Source organism: Actinoplanes sp. NPDC049265 (assembly GCF_043197135.1).
Taxonomy (GTDB): domain Bacteria; phylum Actinomycetota; class Actinomycetes; order Mycobacteriales; family Micromonosporaceae; genus Actinoplanes.
The window spans coordinates 83,840-101,302 of sequence record NZ_JBICSP010000028.1 but is presented as its reverse complement, the minus strand read 5'-3'; the positions used below and the strand labels follow the sequence as shown (position 1 = coordinate 101,302).

Below are 17,463 nucleotides of genomic sequence, written 5' to 3'. Positions count from 1 at the left end.
ACGCCCGCCGAACGAAACCGGACACCGATACCCCCTGAACGGCTCTCCTCTTCCCTATCGGCGGGCACGCTGATCCACGGAGGCCGAACCGCCAACGGAACCGATGCTCACCCGCCCGGCACGCCGGCCAGGTCTGCGCCACCGCGTTCCGGGCCCTGGACCGTCGCCGTCCCGCGGCCCGCTCCGAAGGTCAGGACAGGTGCAGCAGCCAGCTGCGGGCCATCGGCCGGTCGAGGACACCGCCCAGGCGCAGGCCGATGACGCTGAGGCGATGCTCGTCGGCGTACACCCCGCCCGAGGTTCTCGGCCAGGACCTTCAGCTCAGGAGTTGAGGTAGGCCAGCACGGCCAATACGCGGCGGTGGTCGTCGGGCGCCTGGGCCAGGTCCAGCTTGGTGAAGATGGCGGCGATCCGCTTGGCCACGGTGGCCTCGGTGACGATCAGGCGCCGGGCGATCGCGGCGTTCGAGCGGCCCTCGGCGATGAGCCGCAGCACCTCCCGCTCCTTGGGGCTCAGCCGCTGCACCGGCGCCCGCCGGCGGGTGAGTAGCTGCCGGACGACCTCGGGATCGACCACGGTCCCCCCGCCGGCGACGTCGTCGAGCGCGGCGATGAACTCCTCGACCAGGCCGATCCGGTCCTTGAGCAGGTAGCCCAGGCCGGCACCGGAGGCACCCGATCCGATCAGCTCGGACGCGTACCCCTGGGAGACGTATTGACTCAGGACCAGAACAGCCAGGCCGGGGTACGCCGAGCGCAGCGCGTAGGCGGCCCGCAGGCCGTCGTCGGTGTTGTCCGGCGGCATCCGCACGTCGACCACGATCGCGTCCGGACGGTGCTCGGCGACGGCGGCGACCAGCGCGGTCGCGTCGCCCACGGCGGCCAGAACCTGGTGCCCGAAGCGCTCCAGCAGACCGGCCAGGCCCTCCCGGAGCAGAACCGAGTCCTCGGCGATGACCAGTCTCAGCTGTCGCACGGAATCTCCAGTCGCAGCACTGTCGGTCCGCCGGCGGGTGAGTGCAGGATCATCCGTCCATCCAGGACGGCGAGACGGTCCGCGATGCCGACCAGACCCGTGCCGGCGTCCGGGGTCGCGCCGCCGGTGCCGTCGTCGCGTATCTCGATCGTCAGCCGGCCCGCGCCGAACCGGCCGTGCACCCGGGCCGAGGTGGCCCCGCTGTGCCTGCCCACGTTGGTCAGGGCTTCGCAGATCACGAAGTACGCCGTGGTCTCGACCGGGGCCGAGGGTCGCACCGGCAGATCGATGTCGACCTCGACGGGCACCACCGAGCGGCCGGCCACGTCGCGGACGGCCGCCGCCAGGCCCACGTCGGCGAGCACCCGAGGGTGGATGTCGTGGATGAGCTCACGGATCTCGCTCAGCGCAAGCTGAACCTGGTCGCGGGCCGCGCTGACCTCCCGGGCGGCCGGCGACTCCGGGGGCAGGTCCAGCGCGGTCACGCCGAGCCGCATCGACAGCGTCACCAGCCGCTGCTGAGCGCCGTCGTGCAGGTCACGCTCGATGCGCCGGCGTTCCACGTCGAAGGCGTCCACCAGCCGGGCGCGGGATTCGATGACCTGGCGCAGCTCGCTGTCGCCGGGTACGAGCACGGCGCGGGCCATCGCGGCACGCACGCCGGCCCAGGTGGCGATGGGATAGGCCGCGATGGGCAACAGCACGACGCCGACGACGGGTACGGTCCAGGCGACGGCGGTGCTGGCGGTGGGTTGCAGGGGCGCCGCCATCAGGAAGAGCGGCAGACCGGCGGCGACGCCGAGCACGCCCAGGTCGATCCACCACAGCAGCAGCAGCGCGACGAGGCCGTACCCGACGTCGCGGGCCCGGCCCGGGGAACGCCGGAGCGGTCGCCCCGCCGGCGTCCCGATCACCAGCGGCAGCCGCCGGCGTTCGTACAACGCGACCACCCAGGCCAGGACGACCAGTGGCGGCAGCACCACCACGACCGCCAGCGGGCCCGAGCGGTCCCACACCCACGAGAGGATCCAGGCGAGCAGGGCCGCACCGGCGCCGATCGCCGCGCTGGCCAGCAGGAAGCCGGCCGACCGCCACGGCCAGGCCGACGTGAGGAAGCCGAGCGGGCGTTGAGCCAGGGCGTCCAGAGCGTTGCGCGCGACCACGGACCGACCGTAACGGCACGTACCGGCCGGCCGCAGGGGTGCCAGGTGTAAATCGAGTCTCGCCCCAGCGCCCCTGCGCCGGGCGGGCCTCGACCGGTTCGCTGGGGCCATGACGAACTCCACCGACGTCGTGCGGTTGTGGTCCGCGACGAAGCGGTACGGCTCCGGCCCGCGCACCGTCACCGCACTCGACCAGGTCACGACCACGTTCACCGGCGGCACGTTCACCGCGGTCATGGGCCCCTCGGGGTCGGGCAAGTCGACGTTGCTGCACTGCGCGGCCGGACTCGACCGGGTCAGCGAGGGCAAGGTCGACATCGACGGCATCGACCTCGGCGGCCTCGGCGAGACGGCTCTGACCCTGCTGCGCCGCGACCGGGTCGGCTTCGTCTTCCAAGCTTTCAACCTGGTCTCGGCCCTCACCGCCGAACAGAACGTCGCCCTGCCGCTGCGGCTGGCGGGCCGCGAGCCCGGTCGCGCGGACCTGCTGGCGGCGCTCACCGAGGTCGGGCTCGGGCACCGCGGGCGGCACCGGCCGAGCGAGTTGTCCGGCGGCGAACAGCAGCGCGTCGCTATCGCCCGGGCCCTGATCACCCGGCCCGCGGTGCTGTTCGCCGACGAGCCGACCGGCGCGCTGGACACGAAGACCTCGCGGGACGTGCTGACCCGGCTGAGGGACGTCGTCGACCGGCACGGTCAGACCGTCGTCATGGTCACCCACGACCCGGCCGCGGCGGCGTACGCCGACCGGGTGCTGCTGCTCGCCGACGGGCGCATCGCCGACGAGTTGCACGGACGTACCGGCGCCGAGACGATCGCCGCCCGCATGGCCGCCCTGGAGGTAGTGGCGTGCTGAGCCTGGCGACCGTACGCCGGCGCTGGTCGTCGTTCGCCGGCACGTTCACCGCCCTGTTCCTGGGCGTGACCATCCTCGGCATGACCGCGCTGGTGCTCACCTCGGCCCGGCCGCGGGTCCCGGAGCGCTACGCCGGCGCCGCGGTCGTGGTGCGGAGTCCCGCCGTCGACCAGTCCGACGGCACGTTCACCGACAACCAGCCGTGGCCGGCCTCGCGCACCCGGGAACTGGTCGCCGGTCTGAGCGCGGTTCCGGGTGTGGCCGCCGCCGTTCCGGACCGCTCCTTCTACGTCCAGGCCGTCGCCGGGGGCCGGCCGGTCGGTTCTCCGGCGCCCGACCGGCGCGGGCACCCGTGGTCGGCGGCCGCGCTGGGCCCGGACCGGCTGACCGCGGGCCGGGCGCCGGAGGCCGGCACCGAGGCCGTCGTGCCCGCGTCCCTGGGGCTGCGGCCCGGTTCCCGGGTCAGCCTGCTGACCGCCGGCGGGCCCGCGACCTACACCGTCTCGGGCACGGTCGGGTCGACCGCGTTCTACCTGTCCGAGGCGGCGGCCGAGCGGCTGGCGCCGGGCGTACGCGTCATCGGTCTGATCACCGTGCCCGGCGCCCGCGCCGCCGAGGTGGCGAGCGCGGCCGCCGGGGTCGTCGGCGGCGCGGGCGAGGTTCTCACCGGGGACACGCTCACCCAGGTGGAGGCCAGGTTCGCCGCGCAGACGCGGTGGATCGGCATGCAGATCCTGATCGCCATGGCCGGGCTGACGGTGTTCGTGTCCGTCTTCGTGGTCGCCTCGACCTTCGCGTTCGGCGTCGTTCAGCGGCGCCGGGAGTTCGGCCTGCTCCGGACGATCGGCGCGACCCCGCGGCAGATCCGCCGGACGATGTACGGCGAGGCCCTGGCGGTCGGCGTGGCGGCGGCGACGGCCGGCGTCGTCCTGGGCACCGTGCTCGCTCCGGTGCTGGGCCGCCTGCTGGTCGCCGGCGGCCTGGAGCCGGCCGGCTTCACGGTGCGGCCGCAGGCCCTGCCGTTGATCGGATCGTTCGGGCTGGGCCTGGTCGTCGCCCTGGCCGGTGTCTGGTCGGCGTCGCGCCGGGCGGCCCGGATCGCCCCGCTGGAGGCGCTGCGCGAGGCGGCGGTCGAGAACCGGCCGATGACCCGGGCCCGGTGGGTCGGCGCGATCGGCTGCACCGCGCTCGGCCTGCTCCTGCTGGCCGTCGCCGCGACCGGCGACCCCGACGAGATGATCAACAACGTGCTGTACGCGGCGATGGCGCTGATCGTGGGGCTGACGCTGTTCGCTCCGGCGGTGATCCCGCTGGTGGTCCGGGTCGTCTGGTGGCCGCTGGGCCGGCTGCGCGGCGCGACCGGCATGGTGGCCCGGGAGAGCTCCCTGACCGCCGTACGGCGTACCGCGTCCACCGCGGCACCGGTCCTGGTCACCGTCGGATTCGCGGTCCTGATCGCCGGCCTGTTCCAGATCCGGGCGACCGGGTACGCGCTCGAGGAGACCGTGTCGCACCAGGCCACCTCGGTGGTCACGCCCCGGGGTACCCCGGGGCTCTCGGACGCCGCGGTGCGGGCCGTACCGGGCGGGGCGTCGCTGCTGCCGACCGAGCTGTACGCGGGCGACGGCCGGCACATCGGAGCGGTCGGCCTGAGCGACACGGCGTTCGCGAAGGCCCGCACGAGGATGACCGCCACCGGCGGGTCGCTGGACGACCTCGGCGACAACGCGATGATCGTCCGGGCCGCGACGTCGGCCTGGCTGGGCTGGACCGCCGGGCGCACGGTTCCGGTGACCTTCGAGGACGGTTCCAGCGCCGGCGTGCTGGTGGCCGCCGTGATCACCGACGACTCGTCCACGGCGAGCGTGCTGCTCCCCCGGCGGACCGTCCGTCGGCACGCCCCCGACGCGCTCACCGAGGTCGTCTACGTTCCCGGCGCCGGACGGAGCGAGATCCCGGCCGCGCTGGGGGCCGAGTCGATGAGCGCCCGGGAGTACTCCGAACGTACCGACGACCACGACGACCACCTGGTACGGATCTTCCTGCTGATCCTGATCGGGATGTCGCTCGGCTACACCGGCCTCGCGATCGCCAACACGCTGCTGATGGCCACCGCGGACCGGGCGCCCGACTTCGCCGTTCTGCGGCTGTCCGGGGCCACGACGCGGCAGGTGCTGCGCATCGTCGCCGCGGAGTCGGCCCTGTCCGTGGGCATCGGCACGGGGCTCGGGCTGGGCGTCGCGCTGGTCGCCTTGCTGAGCATCCGGTCCGGGTTGTCGGCCCGGCTGGGCACCGACGTCAGCCTGAACCTGCCGTGGTCCATCATGGCGCTGACCATCGGGCTCTGCCTCGTGCTGGCCCTGGCCTCCAGCGTGCTGCCCGCCCGGATCGCCCTGCGCCGCCGCGGCCTCGGCCCGGCCTAGGGGTGCGCATCGGAACGGATCACCCAGGGCTGCGGCGTGGCCCTGGGTGACGCGCCCCGGATCGGGGCGGGGGAAGGACGCTCAGCCGCCCGGCGAGCGCGGCCGGCGCCGCGACAGCCGCCGGCACTGCCGCGAAGTCGGCACCCACCGAAATCGCGCCCTGGTCCATCCCGGCGTTCGACACGTCATCGCCGAAGGAGGTCGCGCTCCGGTGGGCGGCCGGCCGGGCGGGCCGGGTCGACGTACCATTCCTTGCCCGCGACCAGGTTGAACAGCGGGATCGGGAGCCGGCCGAGCAGGGCCACCGTGCGGATCCCGGCGCCGCGGGTCTGGCTGACGTGGGCGCGCAGGGCGGTGCGTTTCTTCCGGGTGTACGCGCGTACGTCGATGACGTGGGTGATCTGCTCGCGGGGCGTGAACGTGGTGGCGGCGCCGGCCAGGGGCAGCCGGGGCAGCAGACGGCCGCCGAGGCGGAGGAGCCGCAGCGCGAGGCGCAGGCGGTGCCGGTCGATGGTGGCCTCGAGCAGGCGGGTGCCGGCCATGGCGGCGGCGCGCCGGGCGACCCGATGCACCTGCACGTGGTCGGGGTGGCCGTACCCGCCGCCCGAGTCGTAGCCGATGACCAGGTCCGCGTTCTCCGCACGGAGGATGCCGGCGAGCCGGGTGGCGGCCTCGTCGACCGGCACGTCGGCGAATCGCGGAGCCGCTGCGCCGGCCGGCTCCGCGTCGCCGTGCAACCCGGAGTCGTGGTAGCCCAGCTCCTCGACCCGGGCGCAGCCGAGGGCGGCCGCGGCCGCGTGCAGTTCGGCCCGCCGTGACGCACCGGCGCCGCCGGCCTCGCCCAGGGTGGCGGTCACCAGCACGACCCGGTGGCCCTCGGCCGCGGCCCGGGCCAGCGTGCCGCCGGTGAGCAGGCTTTCGTCGTCCGGGTGGGCGTGCACGGCCACGATCGTGCACCGCCCGGTCATCGCACCGGCCCCATCTCGTACGACGACGCCCGTACGGCCCGCTCGTAGAGGGCGTCGGTGGTGTCGAGCACCACCTGCCAGTCGACGGTGGGCGCGGTGCCGCGGTTGTGCCGGGCGGCGGCGGCCAGGCGGCCCGGGTCGTCCAGCAGCCCGGCGATGGTCGAGGCCAGGGCCCGGTCGGAGTCGGCCAGCCAGCCCTCGACGCCGGGGCGGATGAAGTCGGCGATCCCGGTCTCGGTGCGGGCCAGCACGGGCAGGCCGGCGCTGCGGGCCTCGAGCGCGGCGATCCCGAACGACTCCCGCAGCGCCGGCGCCACGTACAGCGACGAGGTGGCGAGCAGGCGGCGGATGGCCGGACGGTCGAGCGCTCCGGTCAACCGGATCTCGCTGTCCGCTCCGGCCGACTCGACGCGCTGCCGCAGACGAGGCAGCAGCGGGCCGTCGCCGACCAGGACGGCCCGGAATCGGCCCGGATGGGTGTCACGCAGGGCCAGCAGGATGTCCAGCAGGGCCTTGGGTCGCTTGCGGCGCACCATGCGCATGACGCTGATCAGCGTCGGCACCGGGGGCTCGACGTGGCCGCGGGGCATGCGCCAGGCGGCGGGCTCGATGCCGTTGGGCACCACGGCGACGTCGGTGCCGTCGAGCGCCTCACGGACCGCCGCGGCCGCCGCGCGGCTGACCGCGGCCCAGGCCACCGGCCATTGCCGGGCGCGCTGCCAGCGGGCGTACCGGCGGACCACAGGCAGCACGTCCGTCCACATCGAGTGCACGGTGACGACCGTGGGCAGCCCGGTCGCGGCCGCCGTCCGCGCGGCCGTCCAGGCCAGCGGCGAGAACGCCGAGATGTGCGCGTGCACCTGCTGCACACCGTGGGCGCGGAGCACGTCGGCCAGCGTCTGGCCACGCACCATCCGGTACGGGCCCCGGCCGAACCCGTCGTCGATGGTGCTGAGCCGCCGGGCCGAGACGTCGCCGGCGATGTCGGCCGGGCCGGCCGGGGTGGTGGTGACGACTATCGCTTCGTCGCCGCGGGCCCGCTGGCGTGTGTGCAGGTCGTGGACCTGCAGTTCGACGCCGCCGAGCCGAGGCAGATAGACGTCGGTGACGTGGGCTACGCGCATGCCGGTGGGGTCCCGTCCAGGTGTCGTCGGCGGTCGGTGCGGGCTCGGAGCCGCCGGTTGGCCCACCAGCCGAGGGTCGCGGCGGCACCGACCGGGATCTCGGCGGCGAACACGAAGGCGCGGAACAGCAGCACCCCGGCCAGCGATCCGGTCGGGTCGACGCCCAGCGCGATCAAGGTGGTGACCATTCCGGCCTCGGCCGGCCCGGCGCCGCCCGGGGTGATCAGCAGCAGCGTGGCCACCCGCTCGGCGGCCAGCGCGCCGAACACCACTGCCGCGTGCGGCCGGATCCCGACGGCCAGCAGGCAGCACCAGAGCAGAGCGCCCTGGGCCAGCCAGTAGCCGGCCATGCCCAGGATCAGCGCGGTCCGTCGGCGGCGGACCAGCTCGTCCGTACCGGCCAGCAGTTTGTCCACCGCCGACGGCCAGCTCTCGCCCCACCCGCGGGCGCGCTGGTGCGGCAGCCGGCCGATGGCCCGGGACACCGCCCCGACCAGCCTCAGCAGCGGACCGCTCCGGCCGCACAGCGCGCCCGCCAGCAGCAGGCCCGCCGCCAGCCCGGCCGCCGTGGGCAGCCACCAGGCCGCGGCCGCCGCCGGGGTCACCACGCCGGCGGCGAGCAGCCAGGCGACCGCGACGATGGGCAGCACCAGCTTGGCGATCACGTCGATGGCCTTGGAGACCACCACGAACCGGGCGAAGTCCAGGTTGCTGTGACCCCAGGCCCTGGTCATGGTCAGGTTGAGCGCGGTTCCGGCGACCCCGCCGAGCGGCAGCACGTTGGAGACCGCGCTGCCGGACAGGTTCAGCACCAGGGCCCGGCCGTGGGTCAGCCCCGGCATCGAGGCGGCGAGCACCACCGTGTGCACCCACAGCCCGGCCAGCCACAACACGGTGAGCCCGGCCACCTGCGGCCAGGGCAGCCCGGCCACGAGGTCCACCGCTCCGGTGAGTGAGGCGCCCGCGCCGGCCGCGCCGTACCCGGCCCAGACGACGAGGCCGGCACCGACCAGCAACAGGGCCGCCCGCAACCACCGCGCCGTCCCGGTCACCACCTAGTTCCCAGCATCACAGTTCCTCCGGCGGCTGACCGTATCGGACGAGATCAACACCATCGTCGGCCGCGGGCGGGCCGACTCGCCGGAGGTTCGGGACAAGTCAGCCTCGTGTTGCCGCCGGGCCCGTCCGGCGGCGACGTCTTCCGGCCGGCGCAACTGGCTGGCCAGTATGATTTACCAGCGTGAAACTGGATCTGAATCTGCTGATGGTGCTCGACGCGCTGCTCGACGAGAACAGCGTGATGGGCGCGGCGGAACGACTGCACCTGTCGTCGCCGGCGATCAGCCGCAGCCTGGGCCGGCTCCGCAAACTGACCGGCGACGAGATCCTGGTGCGGTCGGGACGCGCGATGGTGCCGACTCCGTACGCCACGGCGATCCGCGAGGACGTCCGCCTGCTGTTGCGGCAGGCCGAGGACGTGCTCGTGCCCAGCCGCACGCTCCAGCTGGACGAACTGGAGCGCACGTTCACCGTGCAGTGCCACGACGGGCTGGCCACCGCGCTGACGCCGGCGCTGCTGCGCCGGGTGCGCGAGCAGGCACCGGGCGTACGGCTGCGGATCCTGACCGAGAACTCGATCGACACCGACGACCTGCGGCGCAACCGCGTCGACGTGGAGCTCGGCCAGGACCGGCAGGACTCGCCGGAGTTCCGCTCGGAAGCGCTCGGCTCCGACTCGCTGGTGGTGGCGATGCGCGCCGGGCATCCGTGCGCCGAGCATCTCGACCTGCGGTCGTACGCGGCGTACCCGCATGTCGTGGTGTCCCGGCGGGGCCGCCTGACCGCACCGATCGACGACGTGCTGGCCGCGGAGGGCCTGCGGCGGCACGTGGCGGCGGCGGTGGCCACCGGCGCCATCGCCCTGCACGTGGCCAGCCGCAGCGACCTGCTGGTGACCACCACCGAGTTGGTCAGCCGGCCCCTGGTCGCCGCGTTCGGCATGGTCAGCCGGCCGTTGCCGGCCCCGTTCCCCGAGGCCGCGATCAACTGCACCTGGCACCGGCGTTACGACTCCGACGTGGCCCACGCCTGGCTGCGCGAGCAGATGCGGGCCGCGATCGCGGAGCTGGCCGCCGGTTAGGCCGAGAGCGCCACGGCGACAGTTCCCTCGAAGCGGGGCGTCTCGGCCTCGTCGAGCATCACGGCGGCGACGGTGGCCCGCGAGATCTTCTCGGCCAGGTCGAGCGGGGGCGCGTCGGTCAGGCCGACGGTACGCCGGGAGGGACTCTCCGGGTCGTCACCGAGCAGCCCGGCGTGCACCACCGTGCCACCGGCGGCGAGCACCGCGCCGTCGGCCATCACCTTGTCGGCGAGCCGGTCGCCGAGCAGGGCACCGAACTTCTCGGCGGCCGGGCCCGCGGCCTTCGCGGATCGGCCCGTGCCGTACGCGCCGAGCCAGATGACGCGGCCCGGCCCGGCGGCGAGCACAGCCCGGGCGCCGGCGGTGAGCACGCCGGCCCGTTCGGTGCCGAGCGCGGACAGCACCACCGCCCCGGCGTCGATGGCGGCGGCGATGCTGCCGGGTTCGTCGACGTCGCCGGCGACCTTGTGCAGGCGCGCCGAGTCCGGGACGGCGATGCGCTGCGGATCGCGCGCGATGGCGGTGACGGTGTGCCCGCGTCGCAGCGCCTGCCGTACCAGTTCCAGCCCGGTTCGCCCGGACGCGGCGAGAACAGTGATTTTCATAGCGGCAACATTAAGCACTCGATTGCGCCCGGCACAAATGTTGTTTTGCATTGCGTCGCGGTAAATCGACGATTTACCAATGAGCATTGGATTGTCCCGCCGATTACGCTCTAGCCTGGGCCCATGTTCTACGAGATTCGCCGCGAGAAAGCGATGCCGGGGCGCGGCGACGCGTTGGCGCAATGGATGGACGAGCAGGTCATTCCCCTGCACGAGGCGGCCGGGATGACTGTCGTGGGCGCCTTTACCGACGCCTTCGACGCCGACGCCTTCGTCTGGATCCGCAGGTTCGGCAGCGAGGAAGAACGAGCCGAAATTGTCGACCGGGTGCACCGGGATCCAGCCTTCGAGGCCGATGTCGTTCCGCGGCTGGCTGACCTCGTGGCCGGCGAAGCGGTGACCGTCCGGCTGGTGCCGACCGCGCATTCCAAGCTCAGTTGACCAAGTCGGCAATTCATGCGGAACCCATTCAGGAGGAATGACACGTGCGTGCGATAGTGGCCGGGGCCGGGATCGTCGGGCTCACCACCGCGATCGCCCTGCGGAAAGCGGGCATCGAGACGGTGGTCCACGAGCAGGCGCCGGAGATCCGGGCCGCGGGCGCGGGGCTCGGGCTGTGGGCGAACGCGGTCGCGGTCTTCGACGAGCTGGGGCTGGGCGAGCGACTCCGCGCGATCGGGCGCCCGGCCGAGATGTACTTCCGCGGCCCGGGCGGCGAGCTGATCGATCCGCCCGGGTTCTCCGTGGACGACCACCGCTACCTGCTGGTGCACCGGGTCCGGCTGAACGATCTGCTGGCCGAGACGGTGGGCCCGGACAACATCCGGCTGAACTCACGGATCACCGGCTACGACGAGACCGGTGACGGCGTGACCGCCCGGTTCGGCGACGGCAGCACCGCCGAGGCCGACGTTCTGATCGGCGCCGACGGCGCGTACTCGGTCGTCCGGTCCCAGCTGGTTCCCGGCAGCGACGCCGTCGAGCACGCCGGTCATCACGCCTGGCGCTCGGTGGTCACCCCGCCCGAGGGCGTCGCCGTCGATCAGGGCGTCATCGTGGTCGGTGACCGGCGCACCCGGGGCGGGTACGTGCCCACCGTCGACGGCACGGTCTACTGGCTGGTCAACCAGCTCGCCGCCGACCCGCTGCGGGGCACCGCGAAGGAGCAGGCGGCCGAACGGGCGGTGCACCTGGACACCACCGGCTGGAACCCGGCGCTGCCGGCCCTGATCGAGTCCACCCCGGACGACAAGGTGCTCTACAACCAGATCATGTTGGTTCCGCCGCTCTCCACCTGGGTGTCGGACCGGGTGGCCCTGGTCGGGGACGCCGCCCACGCGCTGTCCCCGCACATCACCGCGGGCGCGTCGCTCGGCGTCGAGGACTCGATGCTGCTGGCCCGGTTGCTGGTCGCGGCCGACAGTGTGCCCGCCGCGCTGGCCGGCTACGAGCGGGACCGCATCCCGCACTACCGCCTGGTCAACGAGCTGTCCAAGAAGGTCGAGGAGTCGGCCACGCCGGAGGAGTTCGCCGCCACCTACGTGGCCTTCAGCCACTGGATGCTGAACCGATGAGCTCGACCGGCCTGCACATCGACGCGAACGTCGCCGTGCCCATGCGCGACGGCGTCCCCCTGGCCACCGATCTGTGGCGGCCCGACGGGAGCGGCCCGTGGCCGGTGCTGCTCGCCCGCACCCCGTACGGCCGCACCTCCACCGCCCACCTGGGCAATCCGAAGCTGCCCGACATCCGGGTCCTGGTCGACCACGGGTACCTGGTCGTCGTGCAGGACGTGCGGGGCACCGGGGCCTCGCCCGGCCTGTTCGAACCGCACCGCTTCGACCGCGACGACACCGTCGACACGCTGGCCTGGATCGCCGGGCAGCCGTGGTGCGACGGCAACGTGGGGATGTGGGGCGCCTCGTACATGGGCTTCGCGCAGTGGCAGGCGGCCGCGCAGGCACCACCGGCGCTGCGGGCGATCGCCCCGACGATGACCTCGGCCGACCCGTACCACGCCTGGCATTCGCCGCAGGGCGCGGTGGCGCACGGCATGTTGTTCAACTGGTCGGCCCGGATGGCGCTGGCCAACCTCCTGCGCCCGGAGCACGACGGCTCGTCCGACCGGACCGACGCGGCGGTGCTCCGGGGCGCCCTCGACCGCGCCGACGCCTTCCAGGCGCTGCCGATCGCCGAGCGGGACTCGCTTCTGCGGGGGCTTCCGTGGCTGCGTGACGCGCTCGCCCACCCGGATCACGACGGCTTCTGGAAGAACCTGACGGCGTGGGAGGACAGCGCGGCGGTCACCGTTCCGGCGTTGAACGTGACCGGCTGGTACGACGTGTTCGCGCGGGAGGTCGTCCGGTCGTACACCACGATGAGACGTGGCGCCGGAAGCGGGCCGGCCCGCGACGGTCAACGGCTCGTCATCGGGCCGTGGGGCCACGGTGACGGCGCCGACCTCGGCGTCTTCCCCGACCGCTTCTTCGGCTTCACCGGCTCGGCCCGGGCCGCGGCGCTGACCCAGACCCATCTGGCGTTCTTCGACCGGTGGCTGAGGGGCCGGGCCGAGGCCGACCCGGGCCCGCGGGTACGCATCTTCGTCATGGGTTTGGACCGGTGGCGCGACGAGGACGACTGGCCTCTGCCGGGCACCCGGTACGACGACTATTTCCTGTGCGGCGGCGGGTCGGCGAACACCTCGCGGGGCGACGGCGAACTGCACCGGAGCCCGCCGGCCGACGACCGAAGTGACACCTTCACCTACGACCCGCACGACCCGGTCCCGACCGCCGGCGGCGCCACCCTCGGCTTCGACCGGCCGGCCGGCCCGGCCGATCAACGCGGGGTCGAGGGCCGGGCCGACGTGCTGTGCTACACCGGCGCCCCGCTCGAGGCGCCGCTGGAGGTCACCGGCCACGTCGCGCTGTCGGTACACATCTCCTCGAACGCGGCCGACACCGACGTCACCGGCAAGCTCGTCGACGTCTTCCCCGACGGGCGGGCCGTCATCCTGTGCGAGGGCCTGTGCCGGCTGCGGTACCGCGACTCCCGGAGCCGGCCCGAGCCGCTCGAGCCCGGCCGGATCGCCGAGGTCACGGTCGACATGGGTGTCACGTCCAACGTCTTCCTACCCGGACACCGCGTACGGCTGGAGGTGTCCAGCAGCGACTTCCCCCGCTACGACCGCAACCCCGGCACCGGCGGCGGCAACGCGTTCACGACCGAGGTTCAGGTCGCGGTCAACCGGATCTTCCACGGGCCGGCGCGTCCCAGCCGGTTGACGCTGCCGGTCATCGAGAGGACCGCATGAGCATCGGCGTGCAGCGCATCGAGGCGGATCTCCTGATACCGGGCCGGGGAGAACCCGTGCGCGACGGCGTGGTCGTCATCGACGGCCCGGCCATCACCTACGCCGGCCCACGCGACGGCGCCCCGGACACTCCGCCGTCGGCCGGGACGGTGTGGGCGCGCACCGTCATGCCCGGCATGTGGGACTGCCACACGCACGTCAAGGGGGGCCGCCCGGGCAACTTCGACGACGGTCAGCTGGTGCGGGAGCATCCCGCGACGCGGGCCGCCCGCGGCGTACCGGGCCTGCGCCGCGCCCTCGACGCCGGCGTCACCAGCGTCCGCGAGGTCGGCGGGATGGGGCTGGCCCTCGCCCCGGTGGTCGCCGAGGGTTTCCTGCCCGGCCCGGCCATCCACGCCGCGGGCGCCGTCCTGTCGGCCACCGCCGGCCACGGCGACATCCACAGCCTGCCGGTGGAATGGGTGCACGACTGTGCCCGGCGGGGCGCCGAGTTCCGGCTGGCCGACGGCGAGGCCGAATGCGCCCGGGCGGTCCGCGAACAGCTGCGGCGCAACGCCAAGGTGATCAAGGTGTACGCGTCCGGCGGCGTGCTCAGTGTCGTCGACGATCCGCTCCACCAGGAGTTCACCGGCCGGGAACTGCGCACCATGGTCGAGGTCGCCGGGCTCGCGGAACGCAGTGTCGCGGCGCACTGCCACGGCAAGGCGGGGATCATGGCGGCGCTCGAGGCCGGCGTGCTCACCATCGAGCACGGCAGCTACCTCGACGACGAGGCCTGCACGGCGATGAAGGAGGCCGGCGCGATCCTGGTACCGACCCTGACCATCGTCCGGGAACTGCTCGACGCCGGCGGGCTCCCGCCGCATGTGGCCCGCAAGCTGGCCGAGGTCGCGGGAGTGCACCGGGACAACATCGCCCGCGCCCACCGGGCCGGCGTACGGATCGCGATGGGCAGCGACATCCAGAGCACCGGCGACGCCCCCGCCGCCTGGGGACGCCACGGGCGCGAGACGGTGCTGCTCGAGGACATCGGCATGACCCCGCTGGAGGTGATCGAAGCCGCCACCGCCAACGGCCCCGCCACCCTCGGTCTCCAGGCACCCCGCTCCGGTCAGCTGCGTGCGGGCTTCGACGCGGACGTCATCGTCGTCGACGGCGACCCGCTGGAGGACATCTCCGTGCTCGCGGATCCGTCCACCGTCACGGCCGTCTGGCAGGCCGGCCGGCGGGTGAAGGGCTGACACCGGATGGACCTGGGGCACACGTTGCTGCTGATCCTGGCCGGTGTCGTCGCCGGCGGCATCAACGCACTGGCCGGGGGCGGCTCGCTGATCACGTTCCCCGGTCTGATCCTGACCGGGCTGTCCTCGGTCGAGGCGAACGTCACGAACTCCGTCTCGGTCTTCCCCGGCTACGTCGCCGGTGCGCTGGGCAGCCGGGCCGACCTGGCCGGGCAGTGGCGCCGCGTACCGGCGCTGCTGCCCGCCTGTGTCGCCGGTTCGGCCGGCGGCTGCGCCCTGTTGCTGCACACGCCGGCCCGTGCGTTCGAGCTGATCGTGCCGGTCCTGGTTCTCGGTGCGACCGCGACGCTCTACTTCCAGCAGCGGCTGCGCGGGCTGGTCGGCCATCCGCAGGCCTTCGGTCCGCGCCGCCGGGCCGTCGCCCTGCAGGTGGTCGTCTTCGTCGGCGCGGTGTACGGCGGCTACTTCGGCGCCGCGCTGGGCGTGATGTACGTGGCCGCGCTGGCCCTGGTCCTGGACGAGCCGCTCAACCGGATCAACGCCCTCAAGAACGTCCTGACCGTGACGGTCGGGCTCGTCACGCTCCTCGCCTTCAGCCTCTTCGGCCCGGTCCACTGGCCGGCCGTGCTGATCCTCGCCCCCGCGACGGTGGCCGGGGGCTATGCCGGGGCGCTGCTGGCCGCGCGCCTGCCCGGCCACATTCTCAAGGCGCTCATCGTCGCCTTCGGCACCACGATCGGGCTGATCCTGCTGGGCCGGGCGTTCGTCTGACGGCCGGCGCGGGGCCGGGCCCGCGCAGCCGGCGTACCCACCGCCCGGCACGAACTGACCGCACACGTCGACGGGCGGCCCGGCGGTCAGGTCGGCCGGTCGATCCGGCCGCGCAGCTCGTGCAGGCGGAGCGCCACCTGCAGCTGCAGGGCCCGGTCGGGGTCGCGCCAGGCCGGGCCCAGGATGCTCTCCACCCGGTCGAGGCGTTTGAGCAGGGTGTTCAGGTGCACGTGCAGGGTGCTCGCGGTGCGGGTGAGGTTGGCCGAGTTGGCGAAGTAGGCCGTCAACGTGGCCACCAGCTGGGTCGATCGGCGCTGGTCGTAGGCGAGCAGCGGGGCCAGCGCGGCGGTGAGGAAGCGGTCCAGGTCGGGTGCCCGGTCGGTGTCGAAGAGCAGGGCGAACATGGCGTACGGCTCGGTCGTCGAGCCGCTGTCGGTCACGCCCAGGCTGAGCATCAGGTCGCAGCACCGGCCGGCGATCTCGAATGCCGCGCGCCAGTTGCCGTCGGGCACGGGTTCGGCGACGACCCGGACCGGTGACCCGAGTTCCCGGCTCAGGCGGCCGTGCACCGCACCGGCCAGCCCGGCGGCGTCCGGGGCGGCGGCCAGCAGCGTGGCGCGGCCCAGGTGTTCGCCGGCCAGCCCCTGCCACTCCGGTGACATGGCGTGCAGCCGCCGGCTGACCTCGGACGCCGGCCTGGTCTCGGACTGCACGACGACGATGACGTTGAGCGAGTCGATGTCGACGCCCCGGGCGTGGGCCCGGGCCCGCGCCGCCGGACCGGCCGGTGGCAGGCTGACCAGCAGCTCGGTGAGCAGCTCGCCGCTGACCCGCTCCTCCGCCTCGGCGATCGCGGTCTCCTTGAGGATGAGCAGGCCCATGATCTGGGCGGCTCGTTCCAGCGTACGGATGTCGACCGGGGTTGGCTCCTCGGCCCGGGTCAGCAGCAGCGCGCCCAGATGCGTGTCACCGGCCTGGATCGCGGCCGCGCTGTGCCACTGGCCGGCGCTGTCCGATGTGGTCGCCCAGCGTCCGGACCGGCGCGCCTGCTCGACCACTTCCGGTCGCGACCGGTCCGGTGGTGGCCCGGACGCCGGGCCGGGCGAGCACCGGGCGGTGACCGCGCCGCCCCGGTCGAAGACGGTCACCTCGCCGTGCAGGTGGTCGACCAGCAGCCGGGCGATCTCGCCGGCGCCGCCGCCCTTGAGCACCACGGTGGCCAGCGACTCGTGGACGGACTGGGCCCGTTCCATCATGGCCACCGCGGACTGCAGCTGTTTCAGGGCCGAGCGGCTCTCGTCGTACAGTCGCGCGTTGTTGAGGGCGATCGCCGCGTGGTCGGCGAACGCGCTCAGCAGCGCCACCTCGTCGTTCTCGAAGGGACGCTCGGTGCGGTCGGCCGCGAACAGGACCCCGATGACCTCCTCGCCCACCAGCAGCGGGACGCCCAGCAGCGCGACCATCCCTTCGGGCACTACGAGGTCGTCGAAGGCCCGGTCGTGCGGCACGTCGCGGGTCTTCAGATAGTTGCTGACCCAGGCCGGCGCGCCGGTGGCGATGACGCGGCCGCCGACGCCGGTGCCGGCGGGCACGCTGGCCTGGTTGAACGACGGCGAGATGGTGCCCTCGGACGCCTTGAGCGTCAGTTCACCCTCGGGCGTCAGCAGCGACAGGTAGGTGAAGTCGGTGCCGATCAGCTCATGCGCGGCGCGGACGATCGAGTCGAGGACCGAGTCGAGCTCCCCCAGCGCGGTCAGTGACCTGGCGGTCGCGTACAGCGAACTGAGCTCTCGTTCCCGCCGCCAGCGGTAGGACGCCAGGTCGGGGCTCGACGTCCGGAGTTCCGACGCTTCGTGGAACATAAGTCCACCTCACCACCTCAAA

General features: G+C 73.7%; 15 protein-coding genes. 8 read left to right on the top strand and 7 right to left on the bottom strand.

The features are described from left to right. Positions 1-321 precede the first annotated feature (321 nt). Entirely contained in the window at positions 322-975 is a 654-nt protein-coding gene (locus ACGFIO_RS40475) for a response regulator (protein ID WP_392835620.1), read from the bottom strand. Continuing rightward, complete coding sequence (locus ACGFIO_RS40470) at positions 963-2,138, bottom strand: sensor histidine kinase (protein ID WP_392835618.1); 1,176 nt, start codon at positions 2,136-2,138, stop codon at positions 963-965. Before ACGFIO_RS40470 ends, ACGFIO_RS40475 begins: the two co-directional genes overlap by 13 nt. 109 nt (positions 2,139-2,247) lie before the next feature. On the opposite strand from ACGFIO_RS40470, the gene ACGFIO_RS40465 reads away from it, so the two are divergent. Both ACGFIO_RS40465 and ACGFIO_RS40460 read left to right on the top strand, forming a co-directional pair. After that, positions 2,248-2,994, top strand: a complete 747-nt coding sequence (locus ACGFIO_RS40465) for an ABC transporter ATP-binding protein (protein ID WP_392835615.1) — start codon at positions 2,248-2,250, stop codon at positions 2,992-2,994. After that, on the top strand, positions 2,988-5,417 hold the full coding sequence (locus tag ACGFIO_RS40460) for an ABC transporter permease (RefSeq protein WP_392835612.1): 2,430 nt from the start codon (positions 2,988-2,990) through the stop codon (positions 5,415-5,417). Before ACGFIO_RS40465 ends, ACGFIO_RS40460 begins: the two co-directional genes overlap by 7 nt. 185 nt (positions 5,418-5,602) lie before the next feature. Here the strand turns inward: ACGFIO_RS40460 and ACGFIO_RS40455 are convergent, their stop codons facing one another. Genes ACGFIO_RS40455 through ACGFIO_RS40445 form a run of 3 tightly spaced genes read right to left on the bottom strand, consistent with a single transcriptional unit; the run spans position 5,603 to position 8,561 of the window. Then, positions 5,603-6,385 (bottom strand): PIG-L family deacetylase, encoded by a 783-nt coding sequence (locus tag ACGFIO_RS40455; RefSeq protein ID WP_392835609.1) that lies wholly within the window; start codon positions 6,383-6,385, stop codon positions 5,603-5,605. After that, a complete protein-coding gene (locus ACGFIO_RS40450; RefSeq protein ID WP_392835607.1) occupies positions 6,382-7,509 on the bottom strand; it encodes a glycosyltransferase family 4 protein in 1,128 nt (375 codons plus the stop codon). The genes ACGFIO_RS40455 and ACGFIO_RS40450 overlap by 4 nt, the downstream gene beginning before the upstream one ends. Continuing rightward, positions 7,500-8,561, bottom strand: coding sequence for a YbhN family protein (locus tag ACGFIO_RS40445; protein WP_392835604.1), 1,062 nt, complete (start codon positions 8,559-8,561; stop codon positions 7,500-7,502). The genes ACGFIO_RS40450 and ACGFIO_RS40445 overlap by 10 nt, the downstream gene beginning before the upstream one ends. Positions 8,562-8,749: 188 nt before the next feature. Between ACGFIO_RS40445 and ACGFIO_RS40440 the strand changes: the two genes are divergently transcribed. Then, entirely contained in the window at positions 8,750-9,649 is a 900-nt protein-coding gene (locus tag ACGFIO_RS40440) for a LysR family transcriptional regulator (RefSeq protein ID WP_392835602.1), read from the top strand. Here ACGFIO_RS40440 and ACGFIO_RS40435 read toward each other — a convergent pair. Then, positions 9,646-10,254: an NAD(P)-dependent oxidoreductase gene (locus tag ACGFIO_RS40435; RefSeq protein WP_392835599.1), complete on the bottom strand. Its 609-nt coding sequence runs from the start codon at positions 10,252-10,254 to the stop codon at positions 9,646-9,648. The genes ACGFIO_RS40440 and ACGFIO_RS40435 overlap by 4 nt on opposite strands. Before the next feature lie 123 nt (positions 10,255-10,377). Between ACGFIO_RS40435 and ACGFIO_RS40430 the strand changes: the two genes are divergently transcribed. Genes ACGFIO_RS40430 through ACGFIO_RS40410 form a run of 5 tightly spaced genes read left to right on the top strand, consistent with a single transcriptional unit; the run spans position 10,378 to position 15,579 of the window. Continuing rightward, the gene (locus ACGFIO_RS40430) at positions 10,378-10,695 is read left to right on the top strand and encodes an NIPSNAP family protein (RefSeq protein ID WP_392835597.1); all 318 of its coding nucleotides are present in this window, start codon (positions 10,378-10,380) and stop codon (positions 10,693-10,695) included. Between the two features lie 44 nt (positions 10,696-10,739). Next, positions 10,740-11,828 (top strand): FAD-dependent monooxygenase, encoded by a 1,089-nt coding sequence (locus ACGFIO_RS40425; RefSeq protein ID WP_392835594.1) that lies wholly within the window; start codon positions 10,740-10,742, stop codon positions 11,826-11,828. Beyond that, positions 11,825-13,567, top strand: coding sequence for a CocE/NonD family hydrolase (locus ACGFIO_RS40420; RefSeq protein ID WP_392835592.1), 1,743 nt, complete (start codon positions 11,825-11,827; stop codon positions 13,565-13,567). The genes ACGFIO_RS40425 and ACGFIO_RS40420 overlap by 4 nt, the downstream gene beginning before the upstream one ends. Positions 13,568-13,623: 56 nt before the next feature. Then, positions 13,624-14,808, top strand: a complete 1,185-nt coding sequence (locus tag ACGFIO_RS40415; RefSeq protein ID WP_392835656.1) for an amidohydrolase family protein — start codon at positions 13,624-13,626, stop codon at positions 14,806-14,808. 6 nt (positions 14,809-14,814) lie between these two features. After that, positions 14,815-15,579: a sulfite exporter TauE/SafE family protein gene (locus tag ACGFIO_RS40410; protein WP_392835589.1), complete on the top strand. Its 765-nt coding sequence runs from the start codon at positions 14,815-14,817 to the stop codon at positions 15,577-15,579. A gap of 86 nt (positions 15,580-15,665) precedes the next feature. On the opposite strand, the gene ACGFIO_RS40405 is transcribed toward ACGFIO_RS40410, so the two are convergent. Next, a complete protein-coding gene (locus ACGFIO_RS40405) occupies positions 15,666-17,441 on the bottom strand; it encodes a helix-turn-helix domain-containing protein (protein ID WP_392835586.1) in 1,776 nt (591 codons plus the stop codon). Positions 17,442-17,463 lie beyond the last annotated feature (22 nt).